Annotated in this window: 28 protein-coding genes; 21 read left to right on the forward strand and 7 right to left on the reverse strand. The window is 34.9% G+C overall.

Going from position 1 to position 23948, the window contains the following annotated elements:
• The first annotated feature begins 155 nt into the window (after nt 1-155).
• From BQ7474_RS01890 to BQ7474_RS01930, 9 genes are all read left to right on the forward strand, one after another.
• Complete coding sequence (locus tag BQ7474_RS01890) at nt 156-758, forward strand: DJ-1 family glyoxalase III (protein WP_073998774.1); 603 nt, start codon at nt 156-158, stop codon at nt 756-758.
• An 8-nt stretch (nt 759-766) separates the two neighbouring features.
• Nucleotides 767-1768, forward strand: coding sequence for an NAD-dependent epimerase/dehydratase family protein (locus BQ7474_RS01895; protein WP_073997366.1), 1002 nt, complete (start codon nt 767-769; stop codon nt 1766-1768).
• Between the two features lie 150 nt (nt 1769-1918).
• Entirely contained in the window at nt 1919-2104 is a 186-nt protein-coding gene (locus BQ7474_RS01900; RefSeq protein ID WP_073997367.1) for a DUF1659 domain-containing protein, read from the forward strand.
• A gap of 10 nt (nt 2105-2114) precedes the next feature.
• On the forward strand, nt 2115-2336 hold the full coding sequence (locus BQ7474_RS01905) for a DUF2922 domain-containing protein (protein WP_073997368.1): 222 nt from the start codon (nt 2115-2117) through the stop codon (nt 2334-2336).
• Nucleotides 2337-2446: 110 nt separating this feature from the next.
• Nucleotides 2447-2959 (forward strand): hypothetical protein, encoded by a 513-nt coding sequence (locus BQ7474_RS01910; protein WP_073997369.1) that lies wholly within the window; start codon nt 2447-2449, stop codon nt 2957-2959.
• 75 nt (nt 2960-3034) lie between these two features.
• On the forward strand, nt 3035-4084 hold the full coding sequence (locus tag BQ7474_RS01915) for a hypothetical protein (protein ID WP_073997370.1): 1050 nt from the start codon (nt 3035-3037) through the stop codon (nt 4082-4084).
• Nucleotides 4085-4117: 33 nt separating this feature from the next.
• Entirely contained in the window at nt 4118-4657 is a 540-nt protein-coding gene (locus tag BQ7474_RS01920; protein ID WP_073997371.1) for a hypothetical protein, read from the forward strand.
• Between the two features lie 15 nt (nt 4658-4672).
• The gene (locus BQ7474_RS01925) at nt 4673-5434 is read left to right on the forward strand and encodes an FIVAR domain-containing protein (RefSeq protein WP_073997372.1); all 762 of its coding nucleotides are present in this window, start codon (nt 4673-4675) and stop codon (nt 5432-5434) included.
• 117 nt (nt 5435-5551) lie between these two features.
• On the forward strand, nt 5552-6667 hold the full coding sequence (locus BQ7474_RS01930) for a transglutaminase domain-containing protein (protein WP_073997373.1): 1116 nt from the start codon (nt 5552-5554) through the stop codon (nt 6665-6667).
• 46 nt (nt 6668-6713) lie between these two features.
• Here the strand turns inward: BQ7474_RS01930 and BQ7474_RS01935 are convergent, their stop codons facing one another.
• The 3 genes from BQ7474_RS01935 to BQ7474_RS01945 are packed head-to-tail and all read right to left on the reverse strand — an operon-like array spanning nt 6714 to nt 8203.
• Complete coding sequence (locus BQ7474_RS01935; protein WP_073997374.1) at nt 6714-7256, reverse strand: tRNA 5-(aminomethyl)-2-thiouridylate-methyltransferase MnmM; 543 nt, start codon at nt 7254-7256, stop codon at nt 6714-6716.
• On the reverse strand, nt 7256-7801 hold the full coding sequence (locus BQ7474_RS01940; protein WP_073997375.1) for an ImmA/IrrE family metallo-endopeptidase: 546 nt from the start codon (nt 7799-7801) through the stop codon (nt 7256-7258). The genes BQ7474_RS01935 and BQ7474_RS01940 overlap by 1 nt, the downstream gene beginning before the upstream one ends.
• The gene (locus BQ7474_RS01945; RefSeq protein ID WP_073997376.1) at nt 7802-8203 is read right to left on the reverse strand and encodes a helix-turn-helix domain-containing protein; all 402 of its coding nucleotides are present in this window, start codon (nt 8201-8203) and stop codon (nt 7802-7804) included.
• Between the two features lie 136 nt (nt 8204-8339).
• On the opposite strand from BQ7474_RS01945, the gene dinB reads away from it, so the two are divergent.
• The 6 genes from dinB (at nt 8340) to BQ7474_RS01975 (ending at nt 14621) form a co-directional block, all read left to right on the forward strand.
• Nucleotides 8340-9581 (forward strand): DNA polymerase IV, encoded by a 1242-nt coding sequence (gene dinB, locus BQ7474_RS01950; protein WP_073997377.1) that lies wholly within the window; start codon nt 8340-8342, stop codon nt 9579-9581.
• 39 nt (nt 9582-9620) lie between these two features.
• Nucleotides 9621-10049, forward strand: a complete 429-nt coding sequence (locus tag BQ7474_RS01955) for a DUF2188 domain-containing protein (protein ID WP_073997378.1) — start codon at nt 9621-9623, stop codon at nt 10047-10049.
• The gene (locus tag BQ7474_RS01960; protein ID WP_073997379.1) at nt 10046-10456 is read left to right on the forward strand and encodes an ATP cone domain-containing protein; all 411 of its coding nucleotides are present in this window, start codon (nt 10046-10048) and stop codon (nt 10454-10456) included. The genes BQ7474_RS01955 and BQ7474_RS01960 overlap by 4 nt, the downstream gene beginning before the upstream one ends.
• A gap of 14 nt (nt 10457-10470) precedes the next feature.
• Nucleotides 10471-10953, forward strand: coding sequence for a 23S rRNA (pseudouridine(1915)-N(3))-methyltransferase RlmH (gene rlmH, locus BQ7474_RS01965; RefSeq protein ID WP_073997380.1), 483 nt, complete (start codon nt 10471-10473; stop codon nt 10951-10953).
• A gap of 758 nt (nt 10954-11711) precedes the next feature.
• Nucleotides 11712-13052 (forward strand): acetyl-CoA hydrolase/transferase C-terminal domain-containing protein, encoded by a 1341-nt coding sequence (locus BQ7474_RS01970; protein WP_073997381.1) that lies wholly within the window; start codon nt 11712-11714, stop codon nt 13050-13052.
• Nucleotides 13053-13430: 378 nt separating this feature from the next.
• Nucleotides 13431-14621: an acetyl-CoA C-acetyltransferase gene (locus tag BQ7474_RS01975; protein ID WP_073997382.1), complete on the forward strand. Its 1191-nt coding sequence runs from the start codon at nt 13431-13433 to the stop codon at nt 14619-14621.
• 126 nt (nt 14622-14747) lie between these two features.
• Here BQ7474_RS01975 and BQ7474_RS01980 read toward each other — a convergent pair whose 3' ends face one another.
• The 4 genes from BQ7474_RS01980 to BQ7474_RS01995 all read right to left on the reverse strand — a co-directional run bounded on the left by BQ7474_RS01980 (nt 14748) and on the right by BQ7474_RS01995 (nt 18421).
• Nucleotides 14748-15662: an IS3 family transposase gene (locus BQ7474_RS01980; RefSeq protein WP_143179974.1), complete on the reverse strand. Its 915-nt coding sequence runs from the start codon at nt 15660-15662 to the stop codon at nt 14748-14750.
• Complete coding sequence (locus BQ7474_RS01985) at nt 15605-16198, reverse strand: helix-turn-helix domain-containing protein (protein WP_073997383.1); 594 nt, start codon at nt 16196-16198, stop codon at nt 15605-15607. Before BQ7474_RS01985 ends, BQ7474_RS01980 begins: the two co-directional genes overlap by 58 nt.
• Nucleotides 16199-16314: 116 nt before the next feature.
• Entirely contained in the window at nt 16315-17655 is a 1341-nt protein-coding gene (locus BQ7474_RS01990; RefSeq protein ID WP_073997384.1) for an MATE family efflux transporter, read from the reverse strand.
• Nucleotides 17648-18421: a carbohydrate kinase family protein gene (locus BQ7474_RS01995; RefSeq protein ID WP_073997385.1), complete on the reverse strand. Its 774-nt coding sequence runs from the start codon at nt 18419-18421 to the stop codon at nt 17648-17650. The genes BQ7474_RS01990 and BQ7474_RS01995 overlap by 8 nt, the downstream gene beginning before the upstream one ends.
• 82 nt (nt 18422-18503) lie before the next feature.
• Between BQ7474_RS01995 and cls the strand changes: the two genes are divergently transcribed.
• From cls to udp, 6 genes are all read left to right on the forward strand, one after another.
• Nucleotides 18504-20096, forward strand: coding sequence for a cardiolipin synthase (gene cls, locus BQ7474_RS02000; RefSeq protein ID WP_082187863.1), 1593 nt, complete (start codon nt 18504-18506; stop codon nt 20094-20096).
• Nucleotides 20097-20209: 113 nt separating this feature from the next.
• Nucleotides 20210-20575: a GntR family transcriptional regulator gene (locus tag BQ7474_RS02005; RefSeq protein WP_073997386.1), complete on the forward strand. Its 366-nt coding sequence runs from the start codon at nt 20210-20212 to the stop codon at nt 20573-20575.
• Nucleotides 20572-21438: an ABC transporter ATP-binding protein gene (locus BQ7474_RS02010; RefSeq protein WP_073997387.1), complete on the forward strand. Its 867-nt coding sequence runs from the start codon at nt 20572-20574 to the stop codon at nt 21436-21438. The genes BQ7474_RS02005 and BQ7474_RS02010 overlap by 4 nt, the downstream gene beginning before the upstream one ends.
• The gene (locus BQ7474_RS02015) at nt 21435-22679 is read left to right on the forward strand and encodes a hypothetical protein (protein ID WP_073997388.1); all 1245 of its coding nucleotides are present in this window, start codon (nt 21435-21437) and stop codon (nt 22677-22679) included. The genes BQ7474_RS02010 and BQ7474_RS02015 overlap by 4 nt, the downstream gene beginning before the upstream one ends.
• Nucleotides 22680-22696: 17 nt before the next feature.
• Nucleotides 22697-23143: a deoxycytidylate deaminase gene (locus BQ7474_RS02020; protein WP_073997389.1), complete on the forward strand. Its 447-nt coding sequence runs from the start codon at nt 22697-22699 to the stop codon at nt 23141-23143.
• 8 nt (nt 23144-23151) lie between these two features.
• Complete coding sequence (udp, locus tag BQ7474_RS02025; RefSeq protein WP_073997390.1) at nt 23152-23928, forward strand: uridine phosphorylase; 777 nt, start codon at nt 23152-23154, stop codon at nt 23926-23928.
• The last annotated feature ends 20 nt before the right edge of the window (nt 23929-23948 follow it).

Raw genomic sequence — 23948 nt, forward strand, 5'->3', positions numbered from 1 at the left:
GTTAGTAAGAGGGTCCTTGCATGATTGCAGGGGCTCTTTTAATGTGAATCAATACAATCGATTAATAAACTTTAAAGTTTATTGCTAGGATATATAGCTTCATTTCAAAAGGGGTATATATCTTAAAAGAATGTAAAATAATGGAAAGGATAACTATGGATAAATTTATTGTTTTTCTTGCTGATGGCTTTGAAGATGTAGAAGGATTAACGGTTGTCGACTACTTACGCAGGGTTGGTGTCAATGTCGATACTGTTTCTGTTATGGATGATCTAACGGTTAGAACAAAGTCAAACATAAAAATAATTGCAGATAAGCATATTTCAGATATCGATCCAGATGATTACCTAGGTTTATATATACCAGGTGGTACAAAGGGTGCCGAAAGCTTGCGTGATGACGATCGTGTAATTGATATTATCAAAGAATTCGATCAAAAGAACAAAGTAATAGCTGCAATTTGTGCGGGTCCTATAGTTTTAAACCGTGCTGGAGTTTTGGCAGATAAAAAAGCAACATCATTTCCGACTATGAAAGAAGAAATTGATAATGTAGGAGCCTATATTGATGACCAAATCGTAGTTACTGATGGTAATATTACAACTAGTAGAGGTGCAGCAACCACAGTATATCTTGCTATGAGACTAGTTGAGATTTTAAAAGGCAAAGAAGCAGTAGAAGAGCTAAAAAGAGGCACCCAACAAGAAGCTGTGGAAGCTTATTACAATATAAGCTATGATTATATTAACAATAATTAGGAGGGTTTATGGAGCAATTAAATAAGATTTTCGTCCTTGGTGGAGCTGGGTTTCTGGGTTACCATACTTTAAAAGAAGCAGTAAATAGGGGATATAGCGTAAAGACAGTTGATATAGTGGAACTGCCAGAGAATTTGAAATTTAAAGAAGAAGACAAAGTTGAATTTATCATTACAAACTTCTTCAATCTTTCTGATCAAGAAATTATTGCCATGTTAAAAGACTGCGATGGATTTGTTTATGCAGGTGGCGTTGACGAGAGAATTGTACCTGAAAAACCTGCCCGTAAGTTTTTCTACGAAAAAAACGTCTTTCCAACTCAAAGACTTGCCCATCTTGCTAAAGAAGCGGGAGTCAAAAACTTTGTTGTATTTGGTTCATACACGGCAGAGTTTGGAGAAAATAATGCAGAGCTTCGAAAGCATAACTACCACAAGGAGCCTTACGTAGAAACAAGACTTCTACAAGAAAAGCTTGCTATGTATGCTGGCGAGGGATCAATGAATGTATCAGTTCTTAGACTTCCATATATATTTGGAACCATGGAAGGCAAGGTTCCTCTATGGTCAATGTTTGTTGATATGCTCCGTGGCCAAGACTTTATGCCTGTAACCAGTGGAGGAGCTGCTACAGTTACAGCTAACCAAGTAGGTCAAGCTGCCATATCTGCCCTAGAAAACGGCCAACATAGGAGAACATATCCACTTGCAACTGGATATATTTCATATGAAGATTTCTACAAAAAGATTGTAGAAGAACTAGGCCAAGAAGAAAAAACAAAACTTCAAATTATGAGCTTTGAAGAATTGGAAGAAGCCTACAAAGAAGACCAAGAACTTACAGATAAAAAGGGCGTAGAACACGGTATACGCCAAGTAAATATGCTAAGGGCAAACTCTATGGAATTTAGGTTATCAACAGACGTGGCTTTTGATGAACTTAGGGTAAGGGAAGAAGATACAGAAGCAATTATAAAGGAAACATTAAGCTGGGCTAATACACAAAAATAAGCCTAAGAGCAAATAGTTTTAGCTAAAGCTTATCACGGTCGGACTCTTATTCTAATTAAAGATAATCAACTCCTTATATAAATCGGGAATTTTCTTTCTCATATTCTATATATAAGTGTAAGGCAACTTACAAAAAAATAGGAGGAAGAAATGAAATTACAAATCAGATTTAAAGTAACAGATGCTGACAATACTGATAGGAAAGTATCAAAGACATTTTCAAAGATTAATGAAAAAGCCACAAGTGAACAACTAAGAGCTTTTGTCCAAGCCTTTGCTAGTTTAAATAATGGCGATGAACATGAAGCTTATCTTATCAAGGAAGAAAGACTATAAGGAGGATTAGATGACAAGTAGAAAGTTAAAGTTATATTTCAAAGACGACCTAGCAAGCGCCAAATCCTTTACAATAGACTATCCAAAGGAAGAATATGCAAATGAAGAAGTGAAAGTTGCAATGGATAAGATTGTAAATTCAAAAGTACTAGTGACCAAAAATGGTCCAATAGCTGCAAAAACTAAGGCTCAAATTGAAACTGTTAACAAAGAAGATGTAGATATAGCCTAGATAGAGATAGACCCCAATGTCGGGGTCTTTTTTGCTTACTAAGTTTCAAAGCTCCTATATTGGGTAATATTTTAATAGAAATCTATATAATTTTAAGGAGCGGGGAATTTATGAAAAACTTTAAAAATACAGTAAAGATTGGTGCTGTTTGCGCCTTATCTATAGCTATCCTAAGTCCATCTACTTCTTTTGCATCAGAAACAGAAGCTCTTAAGCTATTAAATCAACTTTATGACCAAATGGATCAAATTGGTGATCTTACCGGTCTCGATAAAGCTGATAGACAAATTAAAGAAAATTTGCCATCTGATAGCAAATCAGAAAACAAAGACCTTGATAACAAAGATGAAGATAAGAAAGAGAACAAAAAAGAAGCAGCTTATATTACAGATCTTAAAGAATCTTTCTATAAAAACGACATAAGTGTAAAATCCATTGAAGAAATACTAGAAAGATATCCAAAAACTATCAAGGGAAAGGAAGAAAAACTAGTCAATCTTTTGGTCGAATCTCACGAGCTAAAATTACAAGCGGCTGATTTGATTTATTCCTTGACTGGGGAAAAATTACAAGTGAATCCACCACGTATACCAGAAGAATACTCTCATTTGATAAGATACTAAAAGCTTTTCATTTAAGCTAGCAAAAGGTATAATGCTAGCACATAAATAGAAGCTCTTAATAAGAAGGAGAAGAATATGAAAAACAAATTTTTAAAACCTGCATTAGCACTGGCTCTTGCTTTATCAGTAGTTACACCAAGCGTGAAAACTTCATTTGCAGCTGATACAAGTGCAAGTGAAACAAATGCAATTACATCTAAAGAAAAATATGAAAAGGCTTATAAAAATGCTATTGCTAGATTAGCTGAACTAAAAGAAGTAAAAAATTCAGTTAAATATATCAATGAAGCAAATAATGATAAGAAATATTTATTTGATGGAAGTCTAAAAGATTTTGAAAAAACAATAACAGAATATAGTCCAGAAAATGTTAAATCTTATGTTTCAGACAACGAATTTGATACTGCTACAAATACGATTAATGGCAAATTGTCAAAAGTTCTAGAAAAGTATTATAATTTGACTGGTACAGAAGTAAATACACAAGAATTACGAGATTTATTCTATGATAATGCTAGTTTTAAAGCAAGCGATGCTTACAAAAATGCTAGCTTAAGCCAACAAAATTCTTATGAAAAAGCTATATCAATGGCAAAAACTGCCTTAAGCAAATATGAGAATATATCAACAACAGAATACAATGAAGCCCTAAAAGCTTTAAAAGATGCTCGTGGATCTATAAAAGAATTAGCAAATGTTAGCAAAGTAAAAGAAGAGCTAAAAGAGGAGATTAAAGAAGCTGGCAAGATTGACAAGGCTTTATATACAGAAAAATCTTACTTAGTGTTTAAAAAAGCCCTAGTTGCAGCTCAAACTACAGCAAATACTACAAATTCTACAAAAGAACAATATCAAACAAGCCTTGAAGCTCTTAAGGCTGCAAAAGATTCATTAGTTAAGGTTGATAGCGAAAAAGAAAAAGAGCTTAAGGCTCTTATAGTTGAACTTAAGAAATCTCTAGAACAACACAGGATTCAAGCACAAGCTCTACGCTATCTACTAGAAACAAAACCAAAGACTATCAAAAGTGTAAAACCAAAACTAGAACAGCTACTAAAAGAGTCTAATGAATTGGTAAAGGAAACTCAAAAATTCCTTGATGACGTTGAAAACGTTCAAGGATAATATCCTAAGATTACCTTAAGATAGGAGTTAATAATGAAATTAAAAAATAAAATACTAAGCCTAGCCCTGGCTCTAGCATTTGTTCCGATGACCACTGGTTTTAGTAGTCAAAGCGTATCCTATGCAGCAGAAGAAACTGTAAATACTATAGAAAACCAAAGAGCAGAACTACAAAAGGCAGTAGATGCTTCTGTTAAGATTGTAAATTCTGAAGTTTACTTTTCTTATGCTAGTCAAGGGTTAAAAAGTGAATATGAAGCTGCCGTTTCTGATGGGGAACTTCAATTATCACGTCAAGATGCAACATATGAGGATCTAAGGCTAGCTACAAAGAGAATAAATGATGCAGTAGACGCAATCTACAATGAAGCGAAATATACTGCCAATAGTATTCAAGTAAAAAACGGGCTAATAAAGGCAATAAACGATAACAAATTTCAAGTAGAAGTTGTAAACTCATTAATTAAGAATTATCCTAACACAATAAAGAACGTTAGATCAAAATTATTAAAGATAATTGAAGAATCAAACGCATACATCAAAGAAGCAGAAACCCTATTAAAGACTTTATAAAAAAAGGAGATTAATATGAAGAATATTAAAAAAGTATTGCCTATAGCATTAGTAGTTACATTTTCTTTTCTAGGAGGTGCTACTAGCCATTCTTTAGACAATGTAAGCTATGCATCACAAGGAGAGCTTTCTTATAGAAATACCATAAGCAGATTTGTTAGAGAAGATAGTACTTTTAGAGAAAGTGATGCCTACAAAAATTCTAATGATGGAGAAAAAACTGTATACAGAGTAAGCATTGGTTATGCAAAAGAATTACTAGAAAATGAGTCTACAACAGAAGAACAATTTAAATCCGCAGCTCAAGAAGTATTCGAAGCTAGAAATCAAATAGAGGATACATCAAATCCATTAGAAGAAAAAGGTAAGCTAAAAGTTACTCTTAAACTTCAACTTTATCCAGCTAAGGAATTAATTTATAAGTCTCATGTAGGTGAATACAACCAAAAAGAATATGATAATCTAAGCCAAGCTTATGCCAAGGCACAAAATGTTTATAATGATAATGACGCAACAGATGCCGAGATAAAGGAAGCTACCAGTAATCTTAAAAATGCAGCTGATACTTTTGTAAAAGAAAGCAACAGAAAAGCTCGTATCATTGACTTGGAAAACTCAATTGAAAAAAATAAAATGCAAATTAACGTTGCAGAAAATTTACTAAAGAACTATCCTAAAACAGTGAAAAATGTAGCTGAAAAGTTGAAAACAATGATAAAAGAATCAAAAGAACTTATCAAAGAATCTGAAATAGTTCTAAGTGAGCTTAAAAAATAATAAGTTTAACATGAAAAGTCCCCTTAAGGGGATTTTTTATTTACAGGCCTTTATAAATCTTACAAAAATTGTATACTTAATATAATAATGTAATTTAACAATTTAGTGAGGATGTATATGAAAAGAAAGCTTTTAACTTTATCCCTATCCCTGGCCATGACTTTTGGCTGGTGTTCAATGAATATAAATCCTGCCTACGCTATATCAAATGAAGAACTAGCAGAAAATCTCGATCCTTCACCATTAGAATATCAGGTAGCGGCAGCAGAATATCTACTAAAAAATTTCCCGCGTACTGTTTCCGGTAAAACTAGAGTTAAGATAAAAAGACTACTTGCTGAATCAGAGCAAATCTTAAAACAAGTATACGAATTTAAGAGTAAATACGGCCCAAAAGACAATACAAATATTAGGGTAAAGAATCAAATAAAGGCAAATCTTGACAAGAGAAATGAAAAATTTGTAGTAAATGTTAACTCTTACTCAAATAACAAGCAATTGACAGACTGGTTCTTGGAAACTGCCAAAGAAGACTGGTATTTTTACTATAGTATGTATGACAAGGCAAATGTGTCTACCAAGTACAATCCAAATAAATCCAAGGCTGGCAAGGTTTATGTCGACTCAGCAACCTATTCTGTAATCTACAGGGAAGGAAATGAGTCAGAAAGAATGGTCGAAGATTTTGCCAATCAATGGGTTAGCGAAAATATCAGTCCAAGCGACAGTGACTATCAAAAAGCACTCAAAATCCACGACTTTATTGTAAAAAGAAACTTTTACAATAGGGGCGATAGCAATGATATGAGCGGAGGATACTCCATCCACCACCCATCAAGTATCCTATTTGGCAATGGTGGAGTTTGCAACGCCTATGCAACTTTATTTGATAAGCTAGGAACTAAGGCAGGCCTTGACGTGCGCTATGCAACTGGTTTTTCAAAGAAGACAGGGGAAGCTCATATTTGGAATATGGTCAAGATAGATGGATATTGGTTTAACATAGATACAACATGGGATGACCCGACCATAACATTTTCTGATGGTTATGTTGAAAATATAGAAGATTTTGTAATTTACGATTATTTCCTAAAAAGCGATAGGGAAATTGAAGCTTCAAGAAGTATAGATGAAGATATCAATAGACCAAGGGGAAATTCAACTATAAATACTGGACTTAAGAAATCTGTTATCAGAGAGATTGACGGTAAGTATAGAGTTGTAAATGACTAAAAAATAAGGTTAGCCTACAAAATATGTAGCTAACCTTTTTCTATGATTATTTTTTGCCTACCATGTATACATATGGGGGCATATTTTTTTGGTTTTTGTAGGAGAGTTCAAGGACTACAAATTTTTTCTGGTCTAGATTTCCTAAATATATTTCTAGGCTTTGACTTTCTAAGAGACCCTCCTTGTGGCCTGGGTAGACTGTAATAAGGACATTGCCATTTTTTGCCAGTAAATTTAGGACCTTTTCTAAGCTCTCTAGGGTAGAAGCTTCTTTTGTGGTGATATTTTTATCTCCCCTTGGCAAGTAACCTAGGTTATATAGGGCCAAATCAATCTCTTCTCTTATGTATTTATCAATATTGGCATGACTATCTAGGATAAATTTAAAATCATCTCTATTTCCTATGAGGGCTTCTGTATTCTTCTTAGCTTCTTTTTGGATATCAAAGGCATAGAGGATTTTTGGATTAAGATTTTCCAAAATAAACTTACTATCATAACCATTGCCAGCTGTCATATCTACAGCAATATTGATATTTTTTTCTCTTTTTAAAATTTCTTTTACAAGTTCTGTAGTTTTTTCAATCATTAGTAATTACCAAAATTTTCATTGTTGCCATCAATTTGAGTAAAAAACTTTGAGTCTGCTTCATTTTTTACAATAGGCATACCCATCCTATGCATTTCATTGAGCTTAAAAATCATAAGATTGACGTTTACATCGTAAAGACTTGCCAGCTCATTGTAAGTATAACCTTGTTTTATGTCATCTATGAGGGAGTCTTCGTTTATCAAGAGATGGGCTGCAAAGATATTTGCTTCTATCTCCATATCGGTTTTTATATCAAAAAGTTGGTATTCTGCAAGGCCATCCTTGACTTCATCCCTGTGGTAGAAGTCGTGGCCTAGCTCGTGGGCCAAAACCATATTTAGGATTGGATCTCCCACATAGGGATTGTAGAAAACAAAACGGTTTCTCTTTATAATTTTATACATGCCCAAAAGTTTTGTCCTGGTAGAAAAGGGCAAGAGAAATACTCCACGATCTTCTAGGATTTCTTTGGGATCTCGACTTTTGTGTTTTTTTATTAAGTTTTTTGTATCCAAATAAATTTTATCATATGATACAGGCATCTATTTTCCCTTGTTTGGTGAATATTTTTTGTTTTCTGTCTTGGCTATATAGTAGGCTTCGCTGATGGCATCTAGTATTGCCTTTTTGTCCTTTTCTGGGACTTCGCCCCCGGCCATAAGGCCTATTACTCCTCTTACCATTTCTTCTGCATCTTTTGCTCCTACACTACCATAGCGTTCTCTGGCTGATAGGATGAAATCTTCCTCATCTGTAACCAAATAATCGTGGGTGGTATCCAAGGCTTCTGCTAGGGCATCGTAAGTCTTCCTATATCTTGGCTTACTTTGGCCAGATTCGTATCTTGATATAGTTTTGAGGGAAACATGGCAATAATTTGCCAATTCTTCCTGGGTCATATTTTTACTTTCTCTTAGTTCTTTTAATTTTTTTGCAAATGGCATTGTTTCTCCTTGTGGTCATTTAATGACTAAAAATTTCCTGTTGACATAAGACGGTAAATGTCTTACAATAGTCTCAAAAGTCGTTTGTTGTCTATATTATACATTCAAAGTCTAAGAATATCAATAGGAGTTTTTGATGAAAAGAGTAATTTTACATTCAGATATGAACGCTTGCTATGCATCCATAGAAGCAAAATTAAATCCAGCCCTTAAAGGAATCCCAATGGCTGTAGCAGGAAATCCTGCAAACCGTCATGGAATAATACTTGCCAAAAGTGAGAAGGCAAAAAAGATGGGAGTAAAGACAGGAGAGCCTATTTGGCAGGCAATGAGCAAGTGTCCTAATCTTACCATAGTTCCACCCCACTATGAAGAATATTTGAGACACTCAAAGATGGCTAGAGCCATTTACTACGAGTACACCAACCAGGTCGAGCCCTTTGGCCTTGATGAGTGCTATTTGGATGTGACAGGATCCATTCACTTATTTGGATCTGGGGAAGAAATAGCAGAAGAGATTAGAAAGAGAATGAAAGAAGAAATAGGCATAAGTGTAAGTGTTGGAGTAAGTTTTTGTAAAATTTTTGCAAAATTAGGCAGTGATATGAAAAAGCCTGACGCCACAACTGTAATAAGCGAAGAAAATTTCAGAAAAAAAGTTTGGCCACTTCCTGTTAGTGATATGGTAGGCATAGGACCTGCCACAGAGAGAAAATTAAATAAAATTGGTATATTTACTCTGGGTGATATTAGCCAGGCACCAGTTAATATTATGAAAAATTTGCTGGGGGTAAATGGTGTTTACCTATGGCAATATTGTAATGGTATGGACATAAGGCCTGTCATCGACCGTGACCACAAAGAAGCTATCAAATCCATAGGTAATAGCTCTACAACAAGAAGAGATCTAAATAGTGACGAGGAAGTCTTAAGCGTCCTCCAAGAGCTATCCTTTTCTGTCTCAAGAAGGCTTAGAGAGGCAGAACTTGAGGCCATGGGGGTTGAAGTTTTTATTAGAAATAGTGAGCTACAAAGTTTCAATTTTTCAAAAAAAATAAATATGGCAAGTCAATCGTCAATAATCTTAGTAAGGGAAGCTATGGAACTTTTCAAAGAAAAATACCGCTGGGCCTTTCCGGTCAGAGCAGTAGGTATTCGTGCCATCAACCTTAGAGGCCAGGGAGGAGGCAGCCAAATGGACGTTTTTTTAAACCATGAGAAGTTTCAAAAAAGTGAAGATGTTGATACTGCCTTATACAAGATTAGAAAAAAATATGGCAAAAACTCCATAACCTTTGCAGCCCTAAAGAGAGATATAGGGCTTCCAAGTGATATGACTGAAATAGTAACTCTACCAAGTAGGCATTATAATATGTAAATGGGTAGAAATATATAAAGTAAGTAAAAGAGGTGAGTGATGGCATTTGATAGAAGAAATTATCCAAACTCAATGAAAAACTTGGACAAGGTAATAAGAGATAAGGCAATAGACATTGCCAATGCTATGTTAGAAGATGGCTATGACGAAGACAATGCCATCCCCATAGCCATAGCCCAAGCCAAAGATTGGGCAAGTGATGCTAGAAAGGATGAAAAAGAGCAAATACGCAAAAAAGATTTGAAAGATCACAAGAAATCTGAAGGAAAAAGCGGAGCAAGACTCCAAGATGCCGATGTAGAAGTTTCCTACAATCACGATAAGGAAAAGTGGCAAGTCAAATCAAAGGGAGCAGATCAAGTAGAAGGCTACTATGATAAAAAGCAAACAGCTAAGAAACGAGCAGAAGAAATAGCAGAAAATCGTGAAAGCAAAGTAATAACAAAAACAAAGGAAGGATCAAAATGAGTGAATTAAGTAATATTGTAAACGAATACCTAAAAGATAAAAACTACAACATAGACCAATTATCAGATGAAATGGACAAGTTAAAAATTGATGTAATAAAAAACTACCTAGACAATTCAGCAAGTGAGAAGACATTTGTAATCAAAAGAAGCGGGAACATAGAAGAATATTCATTCGATAAGCTAATAAGATCCATAAAAAATGCTGCAGATGAAAACAAACAACAACTAAACACATCAGATATTGAAATATTGATAAAAGACGTTGAAAAAAGCATGAAAGAAAGGAATAGAAAAGTATTTAGAACAGATGAAATAAAAGAATATGTCAAAAATGCCTTAGTAAACGAAGGCTACAGCCAAATTTATGATTCTTACGTTCACTACGTACAAAATCAATACAACTAAAGCTAAGGAATAAAATGGACATAAAAATTATAGCAGTAGGAAAAATTAAAGAAAAATTTTACAAAGATGCCATAGAAGAATACTTAAAAAGAATGCAAGCCTACAACAAGGTAGAGATAATAGAAGTAGCAGACGAAATGGCAGCAGAAAACCTATCAGAAAAAGAACTAGAACAAGTCAAAGAAAAAGAAGGGGAGCGAATACTAGGCAAAATAAGCAAAGAAGACTATGTAGTAAGCCTAGAAATTCTAGGCAAGCAAATTGACAGCATAGAATTTGCCAAATTCATAGAAAACGAAATGGCCGAAGGCTTAGGCAGAAACCTAGTATTCATAATAGGAGGCTCAAATGGCCTAGCAAAAAAAGTAAGCCAAAGATCCAACAAAAAACTATCCTTCGGAAAAATGACCTACCCCCATCAACTGATGAGAGTAATACTAACAGAACAAATATACAGGGCCTACAGGATAATAAATGGACATCCGTATCATAAGTAGTCCCAGCATCATGGGTGGAAAATGCGAAGCATTTTTCATCTGCGAGATAAGCGAAGTTGCGAAGCAACAAGCGAATCCGCAGAACTAAGCGAGATGTCTACGCAGTAGTCATCGAGAGGATACGATCTAGGGTGGAAACTGCAAGGTGTGTCCGAGCTACTGGACCATTTTTCATCTGCGAGATAAGCGAAGTTGCGAAGCAACAAGCGAATCCGCAGAACTAAGCGAGATGTCTACGCAGTAGTCATCGAGAGGATACGATCTAGGGTGGAAACTGCAAGGTGTGTCCGAGCTCCTGGACCATTTTTCATCTGCGAGATAAGCGAAGTTGCGAAGCAACAAGCGAATCCGCAGAACTAAGCGAGATGTCTACGCAGTAGTCATCGAGAGGATTCACGATCTAGGGTGGCCGATTTATAATCGGCCATCTCTGAGATGAATTGACAAGCTTATAGCTTGTCAATGAGTCCAGAGAACTAAGCGAAAAAACCCGAATAGGGTTTTTGAGAGGACTCCAGCATCATGGGTGGAAAATGCAGGTTTCCTCCGAGCTTTTGGACTAGGTTTTTGTACATATATGGTCAGTTTTAGATTTGGTGAAATTAGTAAAATAAAGGATGAAAAAGTTTTTATAGTTGTTGGCTAAAGTATTTACTATCTATATAAAACTTTGTTACAAAATGTATTTTGTTGATATTTAATATCAATTTGATATAATTTAAATATAAGAAAACGATTTTAAACTGAGGAGAAGCATTATGGATTATAAAAAAATGTATGAAGAGAAGCTAATTACAGCAGAAAAAGCTGCTGGAATGGTTAAAGATGGCGACTGGGTAGATATAGGTTGGTGTGCCCTAACAGCAAAGGCTTTCGATGAAGCTTTGGCAAAGAGAGTGGATGAACTTCACGATGTTAAGATAAAAGGTGGAGTTGTTCCTTATAAACTTGCCATAGGAGAAGCTGACCAAACAGGCGAACACTTCATCTACCATTCTTGGCATTCATCAGGAACTGAAAGAAGTCTAATAAACAATAACAAATATGGCGCTTTCTTCATTCCTATCAAATACAGTGAACTTCCAAGATATGTAAGGGAAAATGGCGAAAGACTAAATGTTGCTGTAACTCAAGTTTCACCAATGGACAAACACGGTAACTTCAACTTTGGTCTATCTACAAGCCACACAATGGCTACTTTTGAAATGGCTGACAAAATAATACTTGAAGTAAATGAGAATGTTCCAGTTGCTCTAGGTGGATATCAAAACTATATCAATATCAAAGACGTTGATTATGTTTATGAAGCAAACAGTGATATGCTAACCCTTGGTAAGGCAAAATTTGGTGAAGAAGAACTACAAGTTGCTGAGCACGTTGTGGGACTTCTAAGAGATGGTGACTGCCTACAAATTGGTATAGGTGGACTTCCAAATGCTATAGGCTCAGAAATTGCTAAATCAGACCTAAAAGACCTTGGTGTTCATACTGAAATGTATGTAGATTCCTTTGTAGATATGACATTAGCTGGCAAAATTACAGGCAAAAAGAAAAATCACGATATAGGACGTCAAACATATGCTTTTGCAGCAGGTAGCCAAGAACTTTATGACTATATAGATGGAAACGAAGAATTAATGGCAGTTCCAGTAGATTATGCCAACGATATAGATGCTATAGCATCCTTGGATAACTTTGTATCTATCAATACTGCTATGGAAGTAGACTTATGGGGACAAATTTCTTCTGAAACAGTTGGAACAAGACATATTTCTGGAGCAGGTGGAGCTCTTGACTTTATCCTAGGTGCCTATAGATCTAAGGGTGGTCGTTCAATAGTTGCCCTTAAATCTTCTAGAGTTGATAAGGAAGGTAAGAGGATATCAAATATCGTTCCTACATTTAAGCCAGGTACCCAAGCGACTGCAGTTAGAAGTAACACCCATTATATAGCTACAGAACAAGGTATCAAAAACTTCAAAGGCCTATCAACATGGCAAGCAGCAGAAGCTTTAATAGAATTAGCTCACCCAGATAATAGAGATGAACTAATAAAAGAAGCTGAAAAACTAGGTATTTGGAGACTTTCAAATAAATAAAACAAACTATAAAATAGGGTTGTTGCAAAATAGATAAATCGTTACAAAATCATTCGAGCACCCTCCCGAAAAGGTCTCTGTCAGCCGACGGGCTAAATGCCTCCACGAGCCGGCGGGCTAAATCTCAAACTTTTCGGTAGTGCACTCTAATGATGTAACGATAGTTATCTATTAATTTGCAACAGCCCCATTTTTATATGAATTTATATTGTTAGTTTAACCTTAAATATTATTATAAGGTAAACAAAGTCACTATAATTTTATAAAAATTCATTATTAAGTGAAAATGTTTGCAAAAAACTATTTTAGTAATATAGTGTAAGTGTCTAGTTAATTAATTGTATAAAAACTTTAAAATATAAGGAAGGCTTAAGAATTATGGAAAAAAGAGAAAGTGTTATACTTGCCTATGCAAGAACTCCATTTGGTAAATTTGGGGGAGCATTAAGGCCACTAGAAGCTACCGAACTTGGTGGTATTGCAATCCGTGGAGCCATTGATAGAGCTGGTATTAATGATAGTGATATAGACTATGTGCTTATGGGAAATGTTTTGCAAGCTGGTGAGGGACAAATACCATCCCGACAAGCTACAAGAGCTGCAGGTCTTGATTGGTCTGTGCCTTCACAAACAATAAATAAGGTTTGTGCATCAAGTTTTACAGCAGTAACACTTGCTGATATGATGATTCGTGCTGGCAATATAGATCTTGCAATTGCGGGTGGTATGGAATCGATGTCCAATGCACCGTTTGCAAGTAAGGATATGAGATGGGGACATAGGATGTTTAACGTAGAATTTAAGGACCTCATGGTGACTGATGGACTTTGGGACCCTTGGTATGACCAACACATGGGGTCTTCTGCAGGTAAAACAGCAGCTGAGTATAAGATAAGCAGACAAGAACAAGATAGATGGGCTGCAATAAGCCAACAAAGAGCTGAAGAAGCTATGGAAGCAGGTCGCCTAGATGAAGATATAGTTCCAGTTGAAGTTCCACAAAGAAAAGGCGATCCAATCATAGTTGACAAGGATGAACAACCTAGAAAAGGTGTAACAGAAGAAACTCTAGCAAAACTATCTGGTCTATTTTTCAAAGAAAATACCGTTACAGCTGGTAATGCTCCAGCAACAAATGATGGTGCATCAGCCCTCGTTATAGCAAGTAGAGCCAAGGCAGAAGAACTTGGAATCAAACCACTTGCAACAATTGTAGATACAGCTTGGGTATCAAAAGATTCACCATATATAGTAGATGTGCCAGGAGAATCAATCAAGAAGCTTTTAGAAGCTAATGACCTTACTGTAGACGATATTGATGTATTTGAAGTAAATGAAGCTTTTGCAGCGGTTGTAAATAGAACTCAACAAATAGTTGCAATACCAGATGAAAAACTAAATGTAAATGGTGGAGCTATTGCCTTTGGTCACCCAATAGGAGCTACAGGTGGTAGGATTATCATGCAATTAGTAAGCGCTATGAAGCAAAAAAATGCCAAATTAGGAGTTGCAGCAATATGCTCTGGTGGAGCTCAAGGTGATGCGGTTCTAATTAGAATGGAAGATTAATATCAAAGAAAATGACCCTTGCTAGGAGATAAGGTGACCCCATAAAGTTGGACCTAATACCAGAACTTGTAGTTTACTAGTTCTGGTATTAGCTTATTACTTTCCACCCCTAGGGGTGGAAGTTTTTTATGCTACATTCTTTTCTCTATATTCCACCGGACTTAAATATCCTAATTTTTCTTTTATTCTTTCTTCGTTGTAATATTTTATAAAATCTTCAATTGTTTGCTTTAAGTGCTCATATGAGTAGAATTTTCTTCCATAATATATTTCTTGTTTTAGTATTCCAAAGAAGTTTTCCATTGGTGAGTTGTCCAAGCAGTTTCCTTTTCTGGACATAGATTGGATTATGCCATTGGATTCTAGTTTTGATGTGTACTGCTTTACTTGATATGCCCAGCCTTGATCTGAGTGAAATATTCTTTCTTCCTTGCTTTTGTTAGTTATTTTTATTGCTCTATCTAAGGCTTTTAGAATTGGTTCTAGTGTTGGTTTCTTTGATATTTCATAGCTTAGTATTTCACTGTTGTACATATCTAGGTATGGATTTAGATAGAGTTTCTTTATTTGATAGTTTCCTGATTTATCTTTTTCTAAATACTTAAATTCTGTTGTATCTGTCGTTATTTGGGTATATGGTTTTTCTACTTTGAAGTTTCTTTTTATCTTATTGTCTGCTACTTTACCAACAGTTCCCTTGTATGATGAGTATTTTCTTGTTTTCCTTGAAAAGTTCTTTACTTGTATTTTTAATTTTTGAACTAACCTTTGTACTTTCTTTTTGTTTATTGTTAGTCCTGATCTTTTTAATATTGCTGTTATCCTTCTGTAGCCATAGTTTGGATTGTCTTTTCTGATTTTTAATATTTTTGATTCAATTTCTTTGTCTTTGCTTGGCAGCTCTAGCCTTTTTTGCCAATACATGTAGGTCGATTTTGGAAGGTTAAAGTAGATTAGCAAATCTTTAAGTTTGTATTTACTTCTTAAGACTTCGATTGTTTTAGCAATTGTCTTATTTCTGCATCTGTCATTTGAGACAATTCTATCTTTTTTTTTATTGCATCATTTTCTAGTTGAAGCCAATAGTTTTTTTCTTCTAACTTCTTTATTTTTTCTTTTAGTTGTGCTTCATTTAATGAATTATCTTCTTCGTTGGTTAATTGTGATGTTGATTCTAATTTTATATCTTTTGATTTCTCTGGTGTTTTTGCCATTTTTGAAGGTCTTCCTCTCTTCTTGGGTCTAAGTCCTTCAATTCCTTCTTTTCTATATTCATTGACCCATCGAGCGATTATTGATGGATTATTGATTTTAAGATTGTTTGATAGGCTTTGATAGGACATTTCTCCTGTTAAATACAAGTTTACTACATTTAGTTTAAATTCTAAAGTGTAACTATTATTCTTTCTTGATACTTTTAGTCCATCATAACCTTGGGATTGGTAAGCATTAACCCACGTTCTAATAGTATGCTTGTCTGGGATATTGTATTTTTTTGCTAATTCTCTGTATCCTATTTTTCCTTCAAGATATTCTTTTACTAATTTCATCTTAAATTCTGTGCTGTATTTTGTCATTAAAAAACTGACCTCCTTAAGTTAGTTTTTAAGTCCAACTTTTGGGGGTCAGTACAAGAAGCGATGCATTCCTAGGCTGGGTCATTTTTTTATTTTATAAATATTAAAATCTTAGTCTAAATTTTCAAGTCTACCCATTTTCCTTGTTTAAACCTATGTCTTAGACCTATAAATCTACTGATCTGGTCTGACAATATACCTATCCAGATTCCATCTAAACCTAATTTCAAGAAATTAACAGTAACTAGTGTTACTGCAGTCCTTATTATGGATACAGATACAATTGCTACTGCCAAGGTGTATTTTACATCTCCTGCTGATCTTAGTGAACCACCAAAGATAACCTGTAGGACTTGCATTATAACTATGAAGCCTAGGTATTTGATAATGATAAGACTTTGGTCGGCCAAGGATTTATCTGCAAAGAATAGTCCGAATATGGATCTACCAAATATAAAGAATATGGCAGATATGATTAAACTCATTATAAGACCTATTTGCTGGCAGGCCCTGCCGTAGATTATGGCCTCATCTTTGTTACCAGCTCCAAGTGAATTACCTGTAAGTGTGATTACTGCTACACTCATTCCATCTCCAAAGGAGAATGACAAGCTTAGAAGGTTCATACCTACATTATGGAGGGCAAAACTTTCGGTTCCAAGCCTTGCAGCAGTAAGGGCTGTAACGAAAAATCCTATTCTCATTGACATAATTTCAATAAAAATATTAATTCCAAGTCTAGCGATTTCCTTAGAAATTGTCTTATCAATTTTCATAGGAACTTTTTTCATTTCTCTAAAACTTAGGAAAGAGTTGCGCTTGCTTAGGGAATAAAAGCACATAATCATTTCTACAACTGTTCCTAGGACGGTTGCAATAGCAGCCCCCTTTGTTCCTAAAGCAGGAAAACCTAAGTTACCTTGGATTAGTAGGTAGTTAAAGATAATATTTACAACTGATGCAACAAGGTTTGTTACAAAGGCAACTTGTGTATTGCCCGCACCTCTGTGGGCAGAGTTTATACACCAGCATATGGCATTAAAAACTGTTCCAAGGATTATTATGACAAAATACTCTTTGGCCATAGCATGAGTTTCTTCGGTAGAACCTGCAAATTCCAGGATAGGATCGGCAAATGCCACCATAACAACCGTCACTATGACTACAAAGATCATTGAAATTAGTAGGGAAGTAACCAAGGTTTGGTTGGCTTTTTCCCTATTTCCCTCCCCTTGACGCCTAGCAACTAGGGCTGATACTGCACTAGTGATAGCAAAAAATACAGTAAGGGCCAAGAACTTTGGCTGGGTTGTAAGACCTATGGAGGCTACAGCTGAAGGTCCAAGACCAGAAATCATAAAGGTATCTATGATTCCTGCTAAAGCTATAAAAAAGGATTCAAATACAGCTGGCCAAGCTATGGATAGGGCCCTGCGGTAATATTTTTTATCAAGCATTGTAAGCTCCCTCAATCTTTGGCAGGATTGCTTCAATAGCTATTGAAATATTATCCTTAAAATCCTCATTTTGTATACTAAGTATCTTGCTCATATCTTCAACTGTTTTTTCAATTGATAAATTGAAATCGCTCGTTTCTAGGTAATGCTTTATAAACAATCCATCAAAAAGATCTCCAGTTCCAGCGTATTGTGCATCTAATTTTTCATAAAAAACTCTATGAAGCTTATCTGAAATACCCAGAGTGTAGGATTTGTTATCTTCTTCTATACTTGTTATGACATACTTCTTGTCGTTTTCTAGCAATTCATCAAAATTATCCAAGTCTAGTAAGTTTGCCTCGGTATGATTTGGAATAATAATATCAGCATATGCTAGGATTTCTTTGTATATTTGTATTTTCTCATCACCAAGTCCTGGATAAAGACAACCATCATCACCCATAATAGGGTCCAAGATGACTAAGGCTTCATCGGACATAGATTTTAGATAATTAACTATGATATTTTTTTGCTCTATATTTTCTATATATCCAATGAAAACAAGGTCAAAGTTAAAATCTAACTTCTTCCATACATTTAAACAATCTTTTATGTATTTATTTGTATCAAGAATTGCTACATTTCCCAAAGAAAAGTTGTGGGAAATCAGAGCGGTGGGCAGGAAGTAAACATCATGGCCAGCATGTGATAGAACAGGATCAACCATATTGCCGGCTATCTTACCCCTTGATACGAAATCATTTATAAGTAATATTTGGCTCATTATTTCTAACTCCTTATTCTATAGTATTCATTATCCTATTTTTTTCTTTAACTTAAAGGGTAAAATTTGCTATAATATTATTATGAATAATGAATATATTAAGATAATGGAAAAAATAAACGGGAATAAGTATGTTAAAAAAACAAAAAAATCCTTGCTTTCCCTAGTATTTAGCAGAGCAGGTGTATTTATTTTTTTGATACTTCTTCAAGTAGGCTTTATGATATACCTCTACCATTACATAAATATCGACGTATCTTTATTGATAGGAGGAGATACGGTATTACGTATAGTTATAATGCTTATAATTCTAAATATGGATTCCATAAACCCTTCTTATAAAATATCTTGGTTTATGCTTATTGCAATCTTCCCAAGTTTCTCTACAGCTGTATTCTTGCTTGACCACCTCAGCGTTGGATATAGAAAAGAGCAAAAGAGAGTTTTAGACATGGAAAAAGTTACTAGAAAACTCTACAATAGAGATCTATCTTTGGTATATGACCTAAAAGAGAGTGATAAAGACTTGTATAACTACCAAAATTACTTTTATGATTTGGGTGGATTTGTCACCTATGATAAGACATCCACAAAATATTATCCAGTAGGTGAGGATGTATTTGCTGATATAATTGAGGCTATAAGAGGAGCAAAAGACTTCATATTTATAGAGATATTCATAATCTCCTACGGATATATGTGGGGAACAATCCTTGAGGAACTGGTTAAAAAAGTTGAAGAGGGAGTAGAAGTTAGGCTCTTATTTGATGGAACTAATTCTCTCGTAAGGGTTAAGTCTAATTTTGTTCACGAGATGAACTCTCTAGGAATAAAGTGCAAGGTATTTTCACCAATGATTCCAATAGTATCAACTTACTATAACAACAGGGATCACAGGAAAATATTTGTGATAGATAACGAGTACGCCTTTACCGGTGGGATAAATCTTGCTGATGAGTATATAAATGTCTATGAAAGATTTGGACATTGGAAAGACTGTGGAATAAGGCTAAAGGGAGCTGCAGTAGAATCTTTTACTTTGATGTTTTTGCAAATGTGGTCTGATTCTCCTGATGAGGTAGATAGCTTTGCTAGGTATTTGTCAAAGAAATCTAATCCAGAGGGAGCTGGCATATGTATACCATTTTCTGATAGTCCCATGGATGATGAGTATTTTGCAAAAAATACTATCTTAACTATGTTAAACAATGCTACAGACTACGTTTATTTTATGACACCATATCTAATCCTTGAAGATGAAATAATAAATGCAATCACCAATGCTACAAAAAGGGGAGTCGATGTTAGAATCTGTATGCCCCATATTCCAGATAAGAAGATAGCCTTTGCTTTGGCTAAAAGTCACTATGTACACTTATTATCAAATGGAGTTAGGATTTATGAATATACACCAGGTTTTTGCCACTCCAAAGTTTGGCTGGCTGATGGTTCAAGTGCTTTTGTAGGAACAATCAATCTAGATTACAGAGCTATATACCTAAACTTTGAGTGTGGGGTATTGATGAAAGATACAAGCGCTATAGGACAAATCAAAGAAGACTTTGATGTATTTTTCTCTATAGGAAGCCCAATAAGTCTAGAAGATGCCAAGAATAGACCTTTTGTAACTAAGGCAGTTGGATATGTGGCAAAGCCATTTGCAACTTTATTTTAATTGAGCACTTATAGTGCTCTTTTTGATTTGAGAAAATTGACAAATGATATATAGATGTTATAATTTATCTATAAGGTGTATGGCATAATGCCCTACACTAAAAGGAGGAAAAATTGTTTGAATTAAATGCGAATTTGGACACCCCTCTTTATATGCAGATAGTTGATCAAACGAAGCTAGCTATTGCAAAGGGCTATTTTAGAAATGGTGATAGGTTCCCATCTGTAAGGGAGCTATCGAGAGAGCTACTAGTTAACCAAGCAACTGTATCAAAGGCATTTAAAGAGTTGGATAGGCAAGGAATTATCGAAACTCAGGCGGGAATTGGCACATTTATATCCTTTGATGATGCAAAGTTCCTAGATAGAATAGATGATTTGAACAAGAAATTAACTAATGATTTTATAGAAGCAAAATATCTAGGTATTACCTTAGATGATGTTATAAAATTATACGAAAGAGTAGGTAAAGATTTATGATTGTAGAAGCAATCAATGTAAATAAGTCCTTTGATGACAACAAGGTTTTGGACAATGTAACTTTTAGTCTAGAAGAGGGAATCATAACAGGACTTGTAGGACGAAATGGTAGTGGAAAAACTACCCTACTTAAGATAATAGCAGGAATATATAAAGAAGATTCTGGGAAAATTAAGATAGATGGCAAATCTTTGGACATTAATCCAAGAACTATAGAAAATTTGGCATATTTGCCAGACAGATTTGATTATTTTAACTACTATAAGATTGACCAGCTTCCAGAATACTATGAAATATTGTATCCGACCTTTGACAAAGACTTTTTCAATGGCGAGATAGCCAAATTTTCTTACAATCCTAAGGCAAGTATTAGAAACCTTTCAAAGGGTGAGAAAAACTTACTTGGCCTTATTTGTGTTTTAGCATCAAATGCCAAGGTCATCTTGGTAGATGAAGTCTTAGATGGGATGGATATCCTAAATAGACGCCGCATAATCGAATACTTATTATACGCTAAGGATAAGGGTTGTGCTGTCTTTGCATCAAGCCACGAACTTACTGACCTATCTGGCATATGTGATGAGATCTATTACCTATCAAAAGAAGGAGTATTGAACAAGACTAATGATGAGGAAAAATTATCATTAAATAAGCTACAAGTTGTTGTAAAGGATAAATTGCCAGAAAATTTAAGAAACAAATCGGTCATTATATCAAATATTGGCAGGGTCTATACAATACTAATCGATGCCAAGAGTGAATTTTTGAAAGAACTTTTGCAAGACCCTGAGATAGTCCAATATGACAAGCTAGAAGTAAAGGTTGAAGACTACTTCTACCTAGAAGAAGGAGCTAGAAAATGAGTGATTTCAAAAACTTATTTAAGATTACCGTAAAAAGATATGGAATCTGGATATTATTGATATCCTTAATGATTGCTATGACCTACAGTTTACAATCTAGGGCTAGGCTAAAAAATGAAGCAAATAATCTAAAAGATTCTGTAAATGTCATGGCTGAGGATTTGGATATAAGCATCGATAGTCAAGGGAAAATAACAAAAGAATATTTGGATGAAGCATCTCAGATAGCTGATAAATATGCAAAGAAGTACGGAATACTTACAGATGAAGAAATGAAAGGTCTTGATGATGAAGATTGGAATGATTATTCTGACAAAGCTATAAATAAGTATGGGTCCAAGTTTTGGGAATATGAATCAAATTATAGGACTTTTCAAAATATCAAAGAATCCAATTTAGAAGTTTCTAATATCTTTACTTATTATGTAGGAGATACTACATTTGGAATGTTAGTCTTAGTTGCAATATTGTCAATTTTGATCACTTCCTTAGAGCAATCATTGTCATTTTATGATTTCACATTGATGTTCCCATGGAAGAAAAGGGATGAAGTTTGGATGAAGGCCCTAGTTGTATTTATTATTGGCTTAGCTATGTTTATAATCAATATGCTATTAAATATGGTTATGATAAATGCATCAGATTTCTCACCTTTGATGGATTTTTCTAAGATAGGAGATCCAATCTTGCAATCAATATTACTGATACTTGCAACAAGTTTTATAACTGTATCCACAGGTATGATTGCAGGAAACTTCATAGGCCATGGGGGTCTTGGTATCATTGCCATAGGATCTATAGAACTTTTAAGATATATTGTTGATGTATTTTTGACAATTTTTGCACCAAATTTTGCAAGCACTATGTCTAGTAGCTTTTCTAAATTTATTGAAAATTTACCAGGCGTATTAAAGCCATTTTTCTCTCTAATCAATGTAAAGATGAATTATCCAAATATAATAGGCTATATAATTGTGGCTGGACTTTGGACCTTGCTTGCCTATCTAATCAACAGCAAATCATCTTCAGAAAAATCTGGTTACCTTATAATATCCAAGCCAGTTGAATATGTTGCCAAGATTTGGGGTATATTATCACTTACAACAGTTCTATACTTAATAGGGTCAGCCCCAATCAGCGGCATGGGAAGTATGATACTAGAGCTTATAATATATGCAGTTTCACTATTGATAAGTATAAAACTATTTGATATTCTATTTAAAGTAAGACTTAAATTTTAGACTTTAAGGAGAACTTTATGGCAAAAGATCGATTGACATGGGATGAATATTTTATGAACCTAGCTATCACAGTCTCAGAACGTGGAACTTGTGATAGGGCTTATGTAGGTTGTGTGATAGTAAATGAAGATAATAGGATAGTAACTACAGGATATAATGGTTCAATAAAGGGCAATCCACATTGTGATGATATAGGTCACACCATGCGTGATGGACACTGCATAGCAACCATCCATGCTGAAATGAACGCACTTTTGTATTGTGCCAAGGAGGGCATTTCAGTAAAAGGATGCAAGGCTTATGTGACTCATTTTCCTTGCTTAAACTGCACAAAGAGCTTAATCCAAGCAGGAATAAAACAGATTTATTACAGAGAAGCTTACAGGGTAGATGAGTATGCAATAGAGCTTCTAAAGCGCAACAAGATAAGCTATGAAAAGATTGAACTGCCAGATTTAGATTAGGAGAGAGTATGCATTATAGCGAAGATAATACCCAATACCATGTGGGTATAAATGAAGACATGATTGGCAAATACGTCATATTGCCAGGAGATCCAAAAAGATGTGAAAAAATTGCTGCCCACTTTGACAATCCAAAGTTAGTCGCTGACAGACGTGAATACGTGACCTATACGGGTTACCTAGATGGAGAAAAAGTTTCTGTAACATCAACAGGTATAGGTGGCCCATCAGCTGCCATAGCCATGGAAGAATTGGTCAAATCAGGAGCCCATACCTTCATCAGAGTTGGAACTTGTGGTGGCATGCAAACAGAAGTTAAAAGTGGCGATGTAGTAATAGCCAATGCAGCAATAAGGGCAGAAGGTACCAGCCGCGAATACGCTCCAATAGAATTTCCTGCAGTAAGTAACTTTGAAGTGACAAGTGCACTAAAAGATGCTGCTAACTCACTAGAGCTAACTAGCCATGTTGGAGTAGTCCAATGTAAGGATAGCTTCTATGGTCAGCACGAACCAGACAAAATGCCTATTTCCTATGAACTAGAAAATAAGTGGAATGCATGGGTAAAAATGGGAACTCTAGCAAGTGAGATGGAATCAGCGGCCTTATTTACAGTAGCAAACTACCTAAGAGTTAGAGCAGGATCTTGCTTTCTAGTAGTAGCAAACCAAGAAAGAGAAAAACAGGGCCTAGAAAATCCAGTAGTCCATGACACAGAAATGGCTATCAAAGTAGGAATTGAGGCCTTAAGAATATTAATAGAAAAAGATAAGAAAAAATCCTAGCTAAAATTGCCCCTAAGCTT

It is taken from the genome of Anaerococcus urinomassiliensis, from assembly GCF_900128425.1.
Lineage (GTDB): Bacteria > Bacillota > Clostridia > Tissierellales > Peptoniphilaceae > Anaerococcus > Anaerococcus urinomassiliensis.